Annotated in this window: 17 protein-coding genes and 1 pseudogene; 14 read left to right on the top strand and 4 right to left on the bottom strand. The window is 60.7% G+C overall.

What is annotated here, in order from left to right; all coding sequences use genetic code 11:
- Positions 1–50: 50 nt before the first annotated feature.
- The 6 genes from HDG33_RS19915 (at position 51) to HDG33_RS19940 (ending at position 5357) form a co-directional block, all read left to right on the top strand.
- Positions 51–710 (top strand): TetR/AcrR family transcriptional regulator, encoded by a 660-nt coding sequence (locus HDG33_RS19915; RefSeq protein WP_311548353.1) that lies wholly within the window; start codon positions 51–53, stop codon positions 708–710.
- 324 nt (positions 711–1034) lie between these two features.
- Positions 1035–2123: a pyruvate dehydrogenase (acetyl-transferring) E1 component subunit alpha gene (gene pdhA / locus HDG33_RS19920; protein WP_184032302.1), complete on the top strand. Its 1089-nt coding sequence runs from the start codon at positions 1035–1037 to the stop codon at positions 2121–2123.
- Positions 2116–3093, top strand: a complete 978-nt coding sequence (locus tag HDG33_RS19925; protein ID WP_090808901.1) for an alpha-ketoacid dehydrogenase subunit beta — start codon at positions 2116–2118, stop codon at positions 3091–3093. The genes pdhA and HDG33_RS19925 overlap by 8 nt, the downstream gene beginning before the upstream one ends.
- A gap of 7 nt (positions 3094–3100) precedes the next feature.
- On the top strand, positions 3101–4216 hold the full coding sequence (locus HDG33_RS19930) for a dihydrolipoamide acetyltransferase family protein (RefSeq protein WP_184032304.1): 1116 nt from the start codon (positions 3101–3103) through the stop codon (positions 4214–4216).
- A gap of 436 nt (positions 4217–4652) precedes the next feature.
- Positions 4653–4856 carry a cold-shock protein gene (locus HDG33_RS19935; RefSeq protein ID WP_012428559.1) on the top strand — a complete coding sequence of 68 codons (204 nt, stop codon included), beginning with the start codon at positions 4653–4655 and terminating at the stop codon, positions 4854–4856.
- Positions 4857–5132: 276 nt separating this feature from the next.
- Positions 5133–5357, top strand: coding sequence for a hypothetical protein (locus HDG33_RS19940; RefSeq protein ID WP_184032310.1), 225 nt, complete (start codon positions 5133–5135; stop codon positions 5355–5357).
- Positions 5358–5801: 444 nt separating this feature from the next.
- Here the strand turns inward: HDG33_RS19940 and HDG33_RS37490 are convergent, their stop codons facing one another.
- Positions 5802–6245, bottom strand: a complete 444-nt coding sequence (locus HDG33_RS37490; RefSeq protein WP_260330519.1) for a hypothetical protein — start codon at positions 6243–6245, stop codon at positions 5802–5804.
- A 377-nt stretch (positions 6246–6622) separates the two neighbouring features.
- On the opposite strand from HDG33_RS37490, the gene HDG33_RS37495 reads away from it, so the two are divergent.
- The 4 genes and pseudogenes from HDG33_RS37495 (at position 6623) to HDG33_RS19960 (ending at position 8563) form a co-directional block, all read left to right on the top strand.
- Positions 6623–6910: a hypothetical protein gene (locus HDG33_RS37495; RefSeq protein WP_260330520.1), complete on the top strand. Its 288-nt coding sequence runs from the start codon at positions 6623–6625 to the stop codon at positions 6908–6910.
- Between the two features lie 370 nt (positions 6911–7280).
- A pseudogene (locus HDG33_RS38330) lies at positions 7281–7552 on the top strand (translation initiation factor IF-1).
- A gap of 493 nt (positions 7553–8045) precedes the next feature.
- Entirely contained in the window at positions 8046–8285 is a 240-nt protein-coding gene (locus tag HDG33_RS19955; RefSeq protein WP_184032315.1) for a hypothetical protein, read from the top strand.
- A gap of 62 nt (positions 8286–8347) precedes the next feature.
- Positions 8348–8563, top strand: coding sequence for a hypothetical protein (locus tag HDG33_RS19960; protein WP_018424494.1), 216 nt, complete (start codon positions 8348–8350; stop codon positions 8561–8563).
- A gap of 206 nt (positions 8564–8769) precedes the next feature.
- On the opposite strand, the gene HDG33_RS19965 is transcribed toward HDG33_RS19960, so the two are convergent.
- A complete protein-coding gene (locus tag HDG33_RS19965; protein ID WP_184032559.1) occupies positions 8770–9054 on the bottom strand; it encodes a hypothetical protein in 285 nt (94 codons plus the stop codon).
- A 174-nt stretch (positions 9055–9228) separates the two neighbouring features.
- On the opposite strand from HDG33_RS19965, the gene HDG33_RS19970 reads away from it, so the two are divergent.
- Positions 9229–10350 (top strand): sensor histidine kinase KdpD, encoded by a 1122-nt coding sequence (locus HDG33_RS19970; RefSeq protein WP_184032317.1) that lies wholly within the window; start codon positions 9229–9231, stop codon positions 10348–10350.
- A gap of 282 nt (positions 10351–10632) precedes the next feature.
- On the opposite strand, the gene HDG33_RS37505 is transcribed toward HDG33_RS19970, so the two are convergent.
- Positions 10633–11187, bottom strand: a complete 555-nt coding sequence (locus tag HDG33_RS37505) for a hypothetical protein (protein WP_260330521.1) — start codon at positions 11185–11187, stop codon at positions 10633–10635.
- 88 nt (positions 11188–11275) lie between these two features.
- Entirely contained in the window at positions 11276–11713 is a 438-nt protein-coding gene (locus HDG33_RS19980; RefSeq protein WP_184032319.1) for a response regulator, read from the bottom strand.
- A 933-nt stretch (positions 11714–12646) separates the two neighbouring features.
- On the opposite strand from HDG33_RS19980, the gene HDG33_RS19985 reads away from it, so the two are divergent.
- The 3 genes from HDG33_RS19985 to HDG33_RS19995 all read left to right on the top strand — a co-directional run bounded on the left by HDG33_RS19985 (position 12647) and on the right by HDG33_RS19995 (position 15672).
- Entirely contained in the window at positions 12647–13315 is a 669-nt protein-coding gene (locus tag HDG33_RS19985) for a hypothetical protein (RefSeq protein WP_184032547.1), read from the top strand.
- A gap of 250 nt (positions 13316–13565) precedes the next feature.
- Positions 13566–15068: a Na+/H+ antiporter NhaC family protein gene (locus tag HDG33_RS19990; RefSeq protein ID WP_184032326.1), complete on the top strand. Its 1503-nt coding sequence runs from the start codon at positions 13566–13568 to the stop codon at positions 15066–15068.
- Positions 15069–15198: 130 nt separating this feature from the next.
- Positions 15199–15672, top strand: a complete 474-nt coding sequence (locus tag HDG33_RS19995; protein ID WP_184032333.1) for a carboxypeptidase regulatory-like domain-containing protein — start codon at positions 15199–15201, stop codon at positions 15670–15672.
- Positions 15673–15678 lie beyond the last annotated feature (6 nt).

Raw genomic sequence — 15678 nt, forward strand, 5'->3', positions numbered from 1 at the left:
GCGCCGGTATAGTTTCCGCCGTCGGTAGACATTGTCAATAGGCCTGGATCGTGACGCGCGAAACACAGACTCAACCTATCCGATCAGGCGGGCGTCCTACGCTGCGAGAGTCCGAAATTCGTCTGCAGCGCCTGCTCGATGTTGCGCAGCGCCATTTTCTTGCCGCTGGATATCGCGAGACCAGCCTTGAAGGCATCGCGCGAGAGGCGGGTATTGCAAAAAAAACGCTGTACGATCGATTCGGCAGCAAGGCGGGCCTGTTCAGCGCAATCGTCGAGACGCTGCGTCGTTCATGGATCACGCAGCTCGGCGATATCGTGCTCGATGCGCGCCGTCCTGAGCACGTCCTCGAGAAGGTCGCGCTCCATCTGCTGGATGTGGGCACGCGGCCTGACATGATCGCATTGCATCGCCTGCTTCTGACCGAGGCCTATCGTTTTCCCGAACTCATCAGCGGGTATTACAACAAGACGGGTGGACTACGCGGCATGGAGCCGCTTTCGGACTATCTTCGTTCGGCAGTCGCCGATGGCGCATTGCAACTCGATGACGTTGCGCTGGCTACCGAGCAGTTTCTACACCTGGTACTCGGCGGGGTCCGCGCGCGGCTGCTGCTTGGCGCCACCAGGAGGCGCCCCGGCGCATCGGAGCGCAACAGAATCGCGCGTGAGGCGGTCCGCATCTTCCTCGCTGGATGCAAGGTGCTTTGAGCGAGCGCGTTCCGGTCTTCGTCCGATTCTGCCCGGCCGATATTCGCCTGGAGCGGCCGCGGCCGGCGGGATGCCGGCCCAATTCCCGTCTGCTTGCCGGGCCGCGCAACCGGCCACCCGCTGCTGCATTGCGACAATCGGGCGTTCGTATTCCCGGTTGCCGTGCCGCGCGTGGTTGAGGCGGCGAGGAATTGGCCCCCTGTATGTGTTTCCCTTGCCTAAACTCAAGTTGGTACGCGCCGGACTCTGACGGCACAAGTGCGGTAGCGCTCGCGCGCGAACTCCGGCACGTATTTGAAATCTGAAAGAACATGGGGGGCGGACATGACGACGGCTGTCAGCTTTCATATCGGCTATACGCAATACCTTGGCCCCGATGGCGAGCCTGTCCAGTCATTGCCAGCCTTCGCACGTGACCCCGCGGCGCTGATTCCGCTCTATCGCGCGATGGTGCTGACACGGGCGTTCGACACGAAGGCGGTCGCGCTGCAGCGTACCGGCAAGCTCGGCACCTTTGCGTCGTCGGTCGGCCAGGAGGCGATCGGTGTCGGTGTCGCCAGCGCGATGCAGCCCGACGACGTGCTGTTCCCTTCGTATCGCGATCACGCCGCGCAATTGCTGCGCGGCGTCACGATGACGGAAAGTCTCCTGTATTGGGGCGGCGACGAGCGCGGCAGCGATTTCAGCGTGCCCCGTAACGATTTTCCGAACTGTGTGCCGATCGGCACACAGGTGTGCCATGCGGCCGGCGCAGCCTACGCGTTCCTGCTGCGTCACGAGCCGCGCGTTGCGGTGGCGATCTTCGGCGACGGCGGCACATCCAAGGGCGATTTCTACGAGGCGATGAACATGGCCGGCGTCTGGCAGGCGCCGCTTGTGCTCGTCGTCAATAACAACCAGTGGGCGATTTCGGTACCACGCAGCCACCAGAGCGCTGCGCAAACGCTCGCGCAAAAGGCGATCGCTGCAGGAATAGAGGGGCTGCAGGTCGACGGCAACGACGTGATCGCCGTGCATCAGGTTGTCCACGCGGCGCTCGCCAAGGCTCGCCGCGGCGATGGCCCGACGCTGATCGAGGCGCTCAGCTATCGCCTTGGTGATCACACGACGGCCGATGACGCGACGCGCTATCGCGACGCCGAGGTCATCGGCAAGCAATGGGAATACGAACCGCTGCTTCGTTTGCGCACCTACCTGATGCACGTGAACGTCTGGACCAAGGCGCAGGACGAGGAACTCGGTAAGGCGTGCCGGGCGCAGGTCGAGCAGGCCGTCGACGCGTACCTGGCGATACCGCCTCCGGGCCCGTCCGCGATGTTCGATCACCTGTATGAGGCGTTGCCCCCAGCGATGCGTGAGCAACTGGCGATGGCGCAACGTTTCGCGCCGGCTAAGGGGCACGGCGATGGCTGACCTCAACATGGTCGAGGCCCTCAATCAGGCGCTCGCATATGAACTGGCGCACGACCCTGCCGTTGTGCTGCTCGGAGAGGACATTGGCGTGAACGGCGGCGTATTTCGCGCGACCGTCGGGTTGCAGACGCGTTTTGGCGCTCAGCGGGTGATCGACACGCCGCTGGCCGAAACCGCCCTCGCCGGCTGCGCGATCGGCATGGCGGCAATGGGCGTTAAGCCCGTTGTGGAGATCCAGTTCGCCGGGTTTGTCTATCCGACCATCGATCACATCCTGAATCATGCGTCGCGTCTGCGGCATCGAACGCGCGGACGACTGACGTGTCCGCTGGTGATCCGTGCGCCATGCGGCGCAGGCATTCACGCACCGGAGCACCATTCCGAAAGCCCTGAAGCGCTGTTCACCCACATACCTGGGCTGCGCGTCGTGACGCCGTCGTCGCCAGCACGCGCGTACGGCTTGCTGCTGGCGGCGATCCGGGACCCGGACCCGGTGATCTTCTTCGAGCCGACGCGGCTGTACCGGCTCTTCAGGCAGCCGGTGGAGGATGACGGCGAAGCGCTGCCGCTCGACAGTTGCTTTACGTTGCGCGATGGGGCAGACGTCACACTGGTGAGTTGGGGCGGCGCGTTGCAAGACGTGCAGGCTGCGGCCGATCTGCTTGCGCAGGAAGGCGTAATGGCCGAGGTGATCGACGTGGCGACGCTCAAGCCGCTCGACATGAACACCATTCTCGCGTCGGTGGCGAAAACCGGACGCTGCGTGATCGTGCACGAGGGCTCGCATGCAGGAGGGGTCGGCGCGGAGATCGCCGCCAACATCGCCGAGCGCGGACTGTACTCGCTGCTCGCACCAGTGCAGCGCGTCACCGGTTATGACGTGGTGGTGCCGCTGTACAGACTCGAGAATCAATACATGCCAGGCACTGAGCGCATCGTTGGCGCGGTCAGGCAGGCGCTGGAAGCGTAGGGATGCCATGAAAATCTTCAAACTGCCTGATCTCGGCGAAGGATTGCAGGAAGCGGAGATCGTCGAGTGGCACGTCAGGAGCGGCGATGACATTCGCGCGGATCAACGGCTGTTGTCGGTGGAAACGGCGAAGGCGATCGTCGATATTCCGTCGCCTCAATCCGGCCGAGTCGCGAAGCTGTTCGGCCAGCCCGGCGATATCGTGCATCTGGGGGCGCCGCTCGTCGCATTCGAAGGAGAGGCCGACGAAGCCGATGCCGGTACCGTGGTCGGTCATATGGAGGTCGGCCAGCATGTGGTGCACGAAGCGCCGGCGGCGCTCGGCGGCAGCCCGGGCACGGGTGTCGGCACAATCAAGGCGATCCCGGCGGTGCGGGCGCTCGCGCGCAAGCTTGATGTCGATCTTGCGATGGTGACACCGTCGGGGGCGGAGGGTGTCGTCACGGCGGCTGACGTGCAGCGAGTCGCGAAGATACTTGCTCAGCTCGGTCCGCCCGAAGTGCTGCGCGGCGTGCGGCGCGCGATGGCGCAGAACATGGCGCGCGCGCAGAGCGAAGTGGCGGCCGCGACCGTCATCGACGACGCCGACATTCATGAGTGGCCGCCACATACCGATGTGACGATCCGCCTGATCCGTGCGCTGGTAGCAGGATGCAGCGCCGAACCCGGGCTCAACGCATGGTTCGACGGACATGCGGGACGGCGCCACGTACTGGAAAAGATCGACCTCGGCATCGCCGTCGATCTACCGGATGGCCTCTTTGTACCGGTATTGCGCGACGTTGCGCACCGCAACGCAGCGGATCTGCGCGGCGGCCTCGACCGGATGCGTGTCGACATCCGGGCACGCAAGATTCCACCGGAGGAACTGCGCGGCAATACGATCACGTTGTCGAACTTCGGCATGATCGCCGGCAAATACGCAGCTCCCGTGGTCGTGCCGCCCACTGTCGCGATCCTCGGAGCGGGGCGCATTCACGAGCAGGTCGTGGCGGTAAGTGGCGTTCCGGCCGTGCATCGGATCTTGCCGCTTAGTCTGACGTTCGACCATCGGGTCGTCACGGGCGGCGAAGCAGCACGGTTTCTCGCCGCGGCGATCTTGGATCTGCAGATGGCGCAGTAGCTGTGACTGCGTGAATTCAAAAATTCAGAAGGTGTATGCGTTGTGTCCAGCTTGTGCTAACTGCGATTGCGACAATATGGCGTCCGGCGACAATATGGCGTCCGTTCTGCATATAGAGCATGTCGGCCATACAGGCACAGCGAAATCGTATGCCAATCCGTAAATCGATCGAGGCGTGCCGGTTCGCAGCTTCGTGCAGCGCACCCGGTCTTTGGATCGCTTCGTCTGCAAAACGGCCCCGCCCCGTGAAACAGTTACAAGATAAGTATTGACGCTGATACCACTTGGCGGTTAGGGTGTCGCATGAAGTTCAAGAAGTTCGATTGCTGTTCATCAATTGCTCGCTCCTCAGCGGTATTCGTTGTCCTCTCCCTCCTTGACGCTTCATACGCTCTTCAACGGAGCACATTTTCCCGTTTTTTCTCAAGGATTCTTCATGGATACCGGTACCGTTAAGTGGTTCAACGATAGCAAAGGTTTTGGCTTCATCACCCCGGACAAGGGCGGTGACGATCTTTTCGCTCACTTCTCCGAAATCAGCGGCGACGGCTTCAAGACGCTGGCTGAAAATCAGAAGGTGAGCTTCGAAACGAAGCAAGGCCCGAAGGGTCTGCAGGCAGCTAACATCAAGCCGCTGTAAAGTTTGAAGAGCCCGGCGTTCCGCGACGGACGCCGGGTTGCAGGGACATCCTTACGGAGCGTTGTTTCCCGAAGTGGCTTGTTCGCTCCTGGCTGCATCGGTTTCGCCGGCAACTTGCCAAGCGCCATACGTCTCATTGCGCTCATTTTCCCCTCTGGCATTAGCGCCACGTCTTCGCTTTCCGACTGCTTCAGATTCGGCCTGAGATGCCTTTGAATCGGCGTACCTGTGCACATTTCGCAAGGCACGCGCGCACTCGACATTATTAAAACTAAAATGCAGAACAAACAAATTCAACAATACAACGGCTATGCCGTCCAGCCCTCGGCGCATCGTTTGCCCGACGGCAGTTTTTCCTCCAACCTGCTGCTCGAACGCGCCGATAGCGAGCGCGCGGACGGCCGCTACCAGTTCTATTCGCTCGATTACTTCACGAGTGAGGAGCAGGCGTTGCAGCACTCGACACGCTGGGCACGCAACTGGGTCGACACGCGCGGTTAACGGCGACGCGCCAGTTCTGCACGCTCAACGCATCTCAGGCGTCAGGACGCGTGCAATAAGGCGCGCGCAAACATCACGCGCGATCGATCGGTTACTTTCCGATTTGAGCGGGCGCTCAGTGCGAACTTCTTTGAGCTTTCAGAATGGGTCGAAGTGTGAATGCAGGCGCGGGCGGACGGCAATCACCCATCGGTCACTATGCGGCCGAGATGGAATGGACATGGCTTCCCTTCGGGCATGACGGTATCTACTTCGTGGTCGACGCCTGAGGAGGCGATGACCGGAACTGGCAGCAAATGCGGTCGCACCGGCATAGCCTGCCGAGCATGTGGCGACTGACGATCAGAAGGTCAACTTCTTTATCACACACATTGTTGATGGCGTGCCGCTGGCGCGCGCGAACACGGGTACCTTCTGCATAGACTCAGGTTCTGGCTCTAGCGCTCAGGGGGATTCCAGGATGGTGCGATCAAAGCCGTCAGTATCAATCAGCATTTCGGCGTAGGCCACCGACGCGCGCCTTGCGTCGCCGGCATTCACGAAGGGCCTCTTGCCGGGCACACGGAATAAGCGACTTCGCGGGTTGTCCGTCATGGAATCCGGGTCGCTGATGCGAATCGACGCATCGAATCCTTCCTCGTAATTGTGACCATATCCCGGTTGTGTCGTGCGATGCGGATACACGAGTAGGGAGATATCGAGACCGCGATAATGGCGAATGGTTGTCATCAGGTCACTCCTTTTGGCCGCAGCAAGCAGCACGTTTTTGATCGTTGTGCAGGTTTGGCCGAAGGAGATACGCCCCCGCGCCACACCGACGAGGCGACCGGAACGAAGTTTCCTGGCTAGCTGTCCGGTACGCGGATACCCGAGCTTCGTGCTTAACATCCGCAAGCGTTCCCTCACCCGGCATTCCGCTCACGTTTGTCCGATCGGGCACCACACTGTCTCGAACTCACGAAGTGGGTCGCTCCCGTATCCTTGGCCAGCCTCATCGCGCGTGGCAAGCAGACGCTGTTGATCGTGGTGTTCTTGAAGGGTTTGCAACGTAAGCGCAGAGGTGGAACCAGGCAGGCAGCCGTCGCCGGCCATCTAAGCCAACGCTATGACAATCCGGGCAGTGCCCCGCTTTGCCGACCCCACGTTTCAAGGTACGCGCGACAGTACTATCGGTCAATACAATTCTGGTAACAGTCTCTGCGTCTGCGCCGCCCGATGCAACCCGTTCCAGCGTATAGTGAGCCATACCCTGTGGAGTGACCAACATGTCGACACACCCGATTCTTCTCTACAAGGGGTACGAACTTCATCCCCTTGTCTTTCCCCGCACATTCAGTCGCTTTGACGGACATTCCCGTTACGCGGAAGGTTACGAAATTGCAGTACGGATATGTCGTCCGGCGGCGACAGCAATTCCCTCCGCAAGCCGGGTCTTCAGGCTGAACCAAACGCGTACGTTCTCTGACTTCGGTACGGCAAGGCGAGCCGCCCGGCAGCAGGGAAAGGACATCGTCGACGGAAAGGTGAGCGGCGCTTCGGTCATCGACATATGAAAACGCCGCTGACGGACAGCATCCATCGATGTGCTCGATCGTGCGACGAATTACTGTCTGCCTGATGGCCGATCCGATCGCCGCTCCCACATAAAAGGCGGCCAGCACCTCCAGCTTTTGGCGACCGGTATGGCCGCATTCCGCTGCGCAACGGACCCTTTACCCGGCGGTGAGCATACCTCATTGCCGCAATAGCGGGACAGGGCTGCGATCGACATGCTGCCCGGGACGCTCGCCGGCGATCATCCTCCCGAACGATTCGCGATTTGGCCACCCCCGAAGATTCGATGTGGCCGGCTGCAAAGACGTACCGCAGACCTGCAAGTCGAGCAGCAATTGGCGTCGCTGGCTCACGCCGTCTCGTCGCCCAATCGGGCCACGCGTTCCCGGCTGTTCCGCGACGAACACGTACCCCCGAAATGAAGTCGGTCCGGATAGCCGTTGCGTGCCACGCTCGGCAATGGCGTGGTCGCGGGCGCGTCCGCGTCGTGCCAGAGGCGCAAACATCGCATCGGTCTCCTCGCAGGCGGCCGGGTAACGCTGCAACTCCTTATGACCTGACGAAAGGGTGAATCGATTTCCGCCAAAAAGGGCGAACGGGGCTGCACTGCAGTTTCGCGCGCTTCGTTTCGCCGTCGTTGAATTGTTGACGTCGAGACTGCTTGCCGCACATGTCGGAGGCGCACTCTGCGTCGCCACATGATGAACTGGAGAAGAGAGGCAGTCCGATGTGGATCTTCGGATCGCCGCCGCGTACCGGCGCTGCGGTACGTAAGTGCCGGGTTGACTTGCACGTTCCCTGTGCTTCTCTGACGGCGCCTGAAGCACGGGTTTTTCTGTACAAATCCATCAATGGGCGTAGCATGAAATCGTCACTCGACCTGCGACCGTTCCTCGCGTCCCTAAGCTGCTTACCCGACGGAACCGGAGATCCGCTTTCACCCAAAACCGAGACGTGGCCGACCTCCTGAAGGGCTGCGGACGCAGTGGCCCACGTCGCTACGCTCCGTCTTTTCCGCTACACAATGAGATGGCCTCAAAGGTACCGATCACAACCGGTTCCCGTCTCTACCGCGGGCTCGAACTTCATCCGCTGGTGGTTGACTCAGAGCCGTTGCAAACATTGGAGTCTGGTATGGAAAGAAACGACCTGCTGAAATGGATTCGGTGCAATGGTGCTGACATCGTCGATCGGTTTCTGCCGCCCGGCGCGCAGGGCGAACTGGATAGCCTCATCCATGACCACCGTCACGAGATCGATGCGGGCGCGTTTCTGATGTTCATGTCGATTCGTGCGCTTCTATGCGAACGCGGCATGGCAAGCTGCGATTCGGATCGCGAGGCTGGACAAATCATGGCCATGCTGAGCACTTAGGTCGCGCTTTTCGACGCCCCTCTGCGACAGTCGCAATCGAGCGATAACCCCAAAGGAATACCATGCGCTTCAATTCCACCCTGATCGTTATCGACCCGACCCCCCGGCGGGCCGACGGCGAGTACATGGCTCACGCACGCATCAGCGGCAGTCGTGCCGACGGCACCGGGTACGAGATTCATTCGAGTGGCGATCTGGCAGGCTTCGACGCACGCGAGGACGCGATAGCCTATGCGAAGAACTGGGCGCAGGACTGGCTGCACGCGCGCTTCGGGTGACAGACGTCTCGCCTACGGAAGCAACGAGAGAGGGATTGGCGTGCAGGCCGGCCATTCGCCATCAGAGGAAGATGCAGCGGGGTGTTGGTCACGCGTTTCGATCCAATCGCTTGCCCATCGGTTCTGGTAAACCGGTGCCTTTGCTTGACAGCCACAGTACCCGAGAGAGTAGAACTCGAAAAGCAGGGGGCCGTACGGACATCGGATCACCTAAGCGTCAGGTCTAAAGAGAAAGAGCCGTCGGATAGAGAGCGAGCACACAGCGTATCGGCGGGATTGCGTGGGCCGCATTGTCGGGCGAACACCCTTTGCGCGACATCGACCGAATCAGCTTCGCGTCGCGCGTACGTGAGAGCCACCCCGGCCAGCGACGTCTTCTCCCGGATGTCGTGTTCAAGCTGCAATTGGCGGATATCGCGTCGAAGCGATTCGACCTGCCGCTCCAGTTCTCCCCGCTCAGGGGCGTGCGGCGAATCGTTGTGGCGTTTCATGAAAGGCCGGACACGAACGCTCACCACTGTCGAGAAAATCCAGGCGGTTCATTACGAGTACATGGACTACCTCCAGGTAGTCCAAGACGGTGTAAACCCGATGGATCCCGCGACGAACAGGCGCGTAATATCGGTTCGGCTAAAAATCTCCTCAATTTTTTCGCCGGAGTAGGCATGCGACTGTCCGATTTTATCGTGCAGGAAATGGAGCCCATTCTGGCGCAGTGGGAGGCGTTTGCCGCCACGCTGCTGCCAGCCGCTGGCAACATGGGCTCCCTCGCGTTGCGCGACCACGCGCAGCAGATTCTGGAAGCAGTAGCCAGAGATTTGCAGACTTCGCAGACCAGGGAAGCGCAGCACGAAAAATCCTTGGGGCGGGCACCCCGGCTGACGGATGCGCCGGAGACAGCTGCGCAATCCCATGCGGTCCTGCGTGCTCGAGGCGGTTTCAACATCAACCAGCTGGCCGCGGAATACCGCGCTTTGCGTGCAAGCGTGCTGCGTTTGTGGATGGATGAGTGTCAGCCCGATGCGCCTCATCTGGATGACATCATCCGCTTCAATGAGGCCATCGATCAGGCGCTGGCCGAATCACTCGGTTTTTTCAGCACACAAGTCGATCAGGCTCGCAATCTGTTGCTTGGGATGCTCGGACACGACATGCGGAGCCCGCTGCAGACGATCCAGGTGACAGCTTCATATCTGTCCGCGCTCAACGCGGGGGAGCGCGTTTCAGAAGCTGCAGCCCGTCTGGTGCGCAGCGGCGCCCGGATGCAGGCACTTCTGGATGATCTGTGCGATTTCAACCGAACAAGGCTCGGGCTAGGTATTAACGTCATACCTGCTCCCGTTGATCTGACGAACCTGTTCACTGATGAGCTGGACCAGTTGCGCGCAGTCCATCCAGACCGGCAGATCGAGCTCGAGGTGCACGGTGATGTTCAGGGTGTCTGGGACGGTCCGCGTCTGCAGCAACTGCTCGGCAATCTCGTTCTGAATGCGCTCAGATATGGCGCGCGAGACGCGCCCGTTCGCGTCGTGGTGACTGGCGAGGAGGCCGAGGTGCGCTTCGAGGTCTGCAATAGCGGACCAGCCATCGAGGGACTGTTGCTGGAGCGCATCTTTGATCCTCTTCAGCGAGGTCCAGAGCGAAAAATCAACGAGGACGCGCAAGGCAGCCTTGGGCTCGGACTGTATATCGCGAGCGAAATCGCCAAGGCGCATCACGGCGCGATCGAGGCGCGCTCAGATAAAGAAGAAACCGCATTCGCCGTACGTCTGCCGCGCCGGGTGTAGCAGGCGAGCCCGGCTTGGGAACGGGCATGCCACGAATTATGTGGGGATCTGCTGGTGGTTTTACACCTGCCGAGACGCGCCCATTCCATCGCCGGTCCTCACAGACCGACCACGACTGCATGAAGCAAATCCGCAGCATCGTCGCAACAGGAAGGGTGCACGCCCCGATTACCTATTCGGTTCGTGCTGCTCCATGCGCGCGATCAGCCTCGACCATTGGAACCCGGTCAGATCGCATCGAGAAAACGCGCTCGTGCACGACATCGGGGTCTCGCGTCGCCTTTATTGTTTCATCGCGCCCGTTGCGTTCGAGTTTGAGGCGCCTTGAGGCGACATTGCGTGCTCACGCTTCTGCATCAATGTGCCACTGGCGGGCTTGCTGTTGCCGGCGTCCGCAGCACGGCCCATGCTCTGGCCAGCGGCACCCGGCTGCGCGTTTTGAGTATCACGGTGTGCTGGCGCAGCGTTGCCGGTGTTGGTCTGCGCAAATGCGCAAGCGCTGGCGATGATGGAAATTGCGCTAATTCCTGCCATTATCAACTTCATGATCGTCTCCCGTTCGGGAACTGCTTTCTCTGACCTGCGTACAGCATGAGACATGCCCGGAGGAAGTGGCAAACAATAGGCGTGCGCTGTTGCCGCCCGCGAGAAGGGGGACGAAATCTCTTGCCATCTTTTACCTTGTGTCAGCGCGCAGGCGCTGCTCTGTAGCGACGATTCCTGTACGGGCTCATTGCTGACGACGTGATGGGTCACGACCGTTGCATCATTCCAGTCAAATCTGAAAACCCAGGTGGATGGCTCAACCTGGGTTTCAGCAATCTCGCCGCTTTGCATGCCATCCGCTAAAAAAGGGACCGGCCGTCCAGCAAACACCGCCTGGCTGCGTGTGTAACCTGTGGCTTCGCATTCCGACAGCTTGGGCTTACGGCCAGCATCGCGAATCGATGGCTCGCCAACGCGCCGCGACGGGGTACTCCGAGTCGCGTGGCGCCCGCGCATAGGTCAGGCGCGCTGCAATGAACCTGTCGACGGCGTCAAGCAACGCCGCTATCGAGGCCGGCTTTCGCAGGAACGCTGTCCAGCAGCGAATCTCTTCCGTAGGTTCAGGCATAGCCGACAGCAGCACCACCGGTAAGCCGGAAAACACCGCCTGACACTTCAGACGCCGGCAAAGCTCCTTGCCGTCCATTTCCGGCATCTCCAAATCGGTGATAACGAGTTCCGGAAAATCCGTGTGGGCCTTCTGCAGTGCGTCCCATCCGTTCTCCGCGAGCACAACACGGTGTCCGCGACTCTCCAACGCCAGTTGCAGCGCGCATCGGTTTTCAAGGTCATCGTCGATGAGCAGTACGGTGGACATGACACGACATGGTGGAAGGATCCTACTGGGTTTCGCAAGCGGCATACCCAGGTAGCGCCCGCTGCCTGTTCGACTACAGTCTGCGTCCAACACGTGGGCGGTCGGGTGACATGGTTGCGGCATTGCGCTCGCCCGCTTTGCTCTTACCAAAGCAGCAGCGCAAGTCCGCCGCACCCCGTTGACTATATTGGATACGTCGACCGGTGAGAGTCATCGACTTGAACCGGATAATCATAAAACTTCCGTCTGGAAGTTAATCGATTTGGTGTTTTGGTGACGGCTTGGGTCATGTCGGCGATCACGTGAGTTCCTCGCTGCGAACGTGGATGCGCCGCCGACCAATTCGCGGGACGGCCGATTAACCCAATCCGGCCGCTTTATGCAAAATGAATCGCGCCATTGAAACCGGCGAGTTGTTACGGGCCGGAACGATTGACCAGTTCGAGTTTTTCTGCCGCCGCAGATCATTGAAAATGGGATTTCACTGACCTGGAATTTTGCGGTTACCCGATGGATATTCACTTCTTCCTGGGGAAAAACGGTCGTTTTTTCTCGAATTAGTGTCGGATTCTTCCGTCGTTGTTCCGTCTATGCGGGGTAGACCCACACAATCAGCGCACAGTTAATTAACGAAAAACCATAATCCTTGCAAGGCATGAATAACCACGATCGGTTATGAAAAGTTGAAACCTGGGTTGTGTAGCGGCGGCAAGCCTTGGACTTGCAGTCGGAAGGGAGTCCGCAAATACCGTTTATGTCTGCGGCCGTCATTGTGCCGACAGCATTGTGCCGACAGGTGCGAACGTTACATTGAGTGGCCTTTTTGCTGGTTTTGCAGCCAACAGTAGTGGCTTCATAACCGTGAATGGCGGGAACATTACGACGACAAACCCGTAGTCGCAGTATTACATCGGTTTTAACGAATCGGGAACGCTGAACGTCAGCGCCGGCGGCACGGTCTTCAGCGCCTCTCAGAGCTACGTCGGTTACAACCCGGGCAGCAGCGGTGTACTCACAGTTGCCGGTGAAGGTTCGATGTATACGAACGCGGGCTTTTTTATTGTTGGGAACAGCGGACCTGCGCAACTGAGCGTGACAAATGGGGGCACCGTTTCCAGTTCGAGCGGGACTCTGCAGATCGGGGCCGGATCGACGGCGACGGCCGTGGGCAGTGGCGCCGGCAGCACGGTTTCCGCCGGAACCTTTCTCGGTGTCGGTGTCGGTGTCAGTCCGGGCAGTGTAGGCATGCTGACGATCACTGACGGTGGCAGGGCGACGAGTGGCATCGGGACTTACCTCGCCTTCAATGGTGCCTCGGGCGGCCTGCCGCCATCCGCAGGAACAATCGTGGTGTCGAACGGTGGGTTGCTCACGTCACCGCTCCTCGTGATCGGTTCGAGCGGCACTGCGGATTTGCAGATCAAGTCCAACGGCACCGTGACGATCAGCGGGAAGACGATTGTCGGCGCCATCGCGGGGACGAGCTCGCTCGAGATCAGCGGTCCTGGAGCGTCTGGGGCGAGGTCGGTTTCCGCTACGCCTGGTGAACTGCCGTTGACCGCAGGTCTCGCGCTGAGCGACAGTAGGTACGGCAGCCTGTAACCGCAGGCGGGATGTTCGGCACGAATCCTGCAATTCTTCACGCAGCAACGATTCTTTCCTATGCTTTAAGCAACGGCGAGCCCGCCGGAGCCGCCATTGCCGTATCGCAGGACCGAGGGCCGAGGGCCGCACGCCTGCGCCGTGACATCGAATCAAAGCAGCCGTTCGCGCATGTTTCGATGATTCACCGGCTACCCGGCGGTCTGGATGGCAGCGTTTGGACTACCCAGCAAACGAACGGAGCGTGGCGATGAAGCGGAGCGAGTCACCCCAGCCGGTCACGATGCTCGAAGCACTGATACCGATCGCTGGCCTCGTCTTTCTCGTCAGTCTGTCCTTCTACCTGTTCGGCGATGGTGGTGCGAACGGGCCGAACCAGGTGGCACTCGTCGTGGCGACCATGCTGGCCGTATTTGTCGGTTGGCGTCGCGGTCATTCGCTCGCTTCGCTGGGGGAGGCCGCGAATGCCAGTGTCAGTTCCGGTATCGGCGCGATTCTCATCCTGTTCGCAGTCGGCGCGCTGATCGGCACGTGGGCGCTCAGCGGCACGATCGTCGCCATGGTCTATTACGGGCTGAAATTGCTGAGCCCGGACTACTTTTACGTCACGGCGGCTGGAATCTGCGCGGTGATCTCGTTCGCCATTGGGACCTCGTGGACTGTCGTGGGTACGATCGGAATCGGCCTGATGGGCATTGCGCACAGCATGGGCCTGAGCCCCGCCATAACGGCCGGTGCAGTGATTTCCGGCGCTTATTTCGGCGACAAGTCTTCGCCGCTCTCGGACACCGCGAATCTTGCGGCCGCTGCCGCGGGTGTCGATCTGTATCAACACGTGCGCGAGACGCTGCTGACATCACTCGTCGCGATTGTCATCACGCTGGCCGTGTTTTATCTGCTTCGCCGCCCGGGCGCCTTCGATGCGAGCGCGGAGGTTGCTGCAATGCAGAGCGCATTCTACATATCGCCCGTGCTGTTCCTGCCGCTCATTCTTGTCGTCGTGCTGACGCTGTTCCGGCTTCCGCCATTTACCACCATCTTTCTTGGCGCATTGGCGGGTGGCGTGGTTGCCGTTTTCGTCGAGCCAGCGCGAGTCCTCGCATTTGCCGCCGCGCGAGAGGGCGTGCCGATCCCGATTGCGATGCTCAAAGGCGTATGGCTTGCGCTTGGGAGCGGCTACAGGTCCACGACTGGAAATCCAGTGCTTGATACGCTCCTCACTCGCGGCGGTATGGACAGCATGTTGAATACTATCTGGCTGATCATCACGGCACTGGCATTCGGAGGGGTGGTCGAGAAGTGCGGTGCGATAGAACGCCTCATCGCTCCGGTAGTCAATTGGGCCAGGAGCGGTGGGGCGCTGGTCGGCTCCCTGGTCCTGGCGACCATCGCGACGAACATCGTTACGGCAGACCAGTTCATCGCAGTCGTGCTGCCGGCCCGGATGTTCAGAAATGCATTCGCGGCACGCGGCTACGCGCCCATCGTGTTATCGCGTTCCGTTGGTGATTCGGCCACGACCACAGGCGCGCTGATCCCTTGGAACAGTTGCGGCGCGTTTATGGCGGTGACCCTTGGCGTGCCGACGCTCAGTTATGCGCCCTATGCCGTATTTTGCGTGGTAAGTCCGCTGCTGACGGTGGCGATCGCCTACGCGGGTATCCGCATGCCACGCGTCCCTCCTGCCCAAGCCGGGACCTCAACGGCAGGCGGCCCCCCAACTTCGGTCCATGAAGACGCCAAACAGAATTGACGGGTATTCTTACTCGAGTCGTGAGGCACCCTCGCTCGTGGCCGATACCCGGCGCGCGGTGCGTTTCCAACCTATTGCAAGCGTTCTTCCGTCCGACGAACCGTCGGCAATACTGTAAGGAGCAGTCAAGATGAAAATGCAACGAAACGCTCCCCGGATCGCGTCCATGATGCTCGCCGCGGCGTTCACACTGGCTCAGGCAGGCGTCGCAGTGTCGCAGACGGCTGCTCCGCAGAGCGCCAGCGAGATCCATAGGACCGGCATGCCAGAGACGCAGCAGCAGGGCGACATATCGTTCGTGACCGGCGGAGTCGGTCGCGACGAGTCGACTGCGCTGCGGCAGGCACGAAGGCAGTGGCCGTTGTCACTGCAGTTCACCGGTCCCGGGGCGAGCTATGTGGCCGACGTCCAGGTGAAGATTGCCAAGGCTGGCGGCGCGGCCGTGTTCGAGGCCACGTCGAAGGGGCCGTACATGCTCGTGCGGCTGCCTCAAGGGCGCTATACGGTCAACGCCACTTACGGCAGCGTGACCAGAAGGGAGACCGTGAACGTCCGCGGCAATGGCAGCGCGCGTGCGACGTTCGCGTTTCCGTCCACCCACTGAGCGCGG

Origin of the sequence: Paraburkholderia sp. Cpub6, from assembly GCF_014201065.1 — a bacterium.
GTDB classification, from domain to species: Bacteria; Pseudomonadota; Gammaproteobacteria; order Burkholderiales; family Burkholderiaceae; genus Paraburkholderia; species Paraburkholderia tuberum.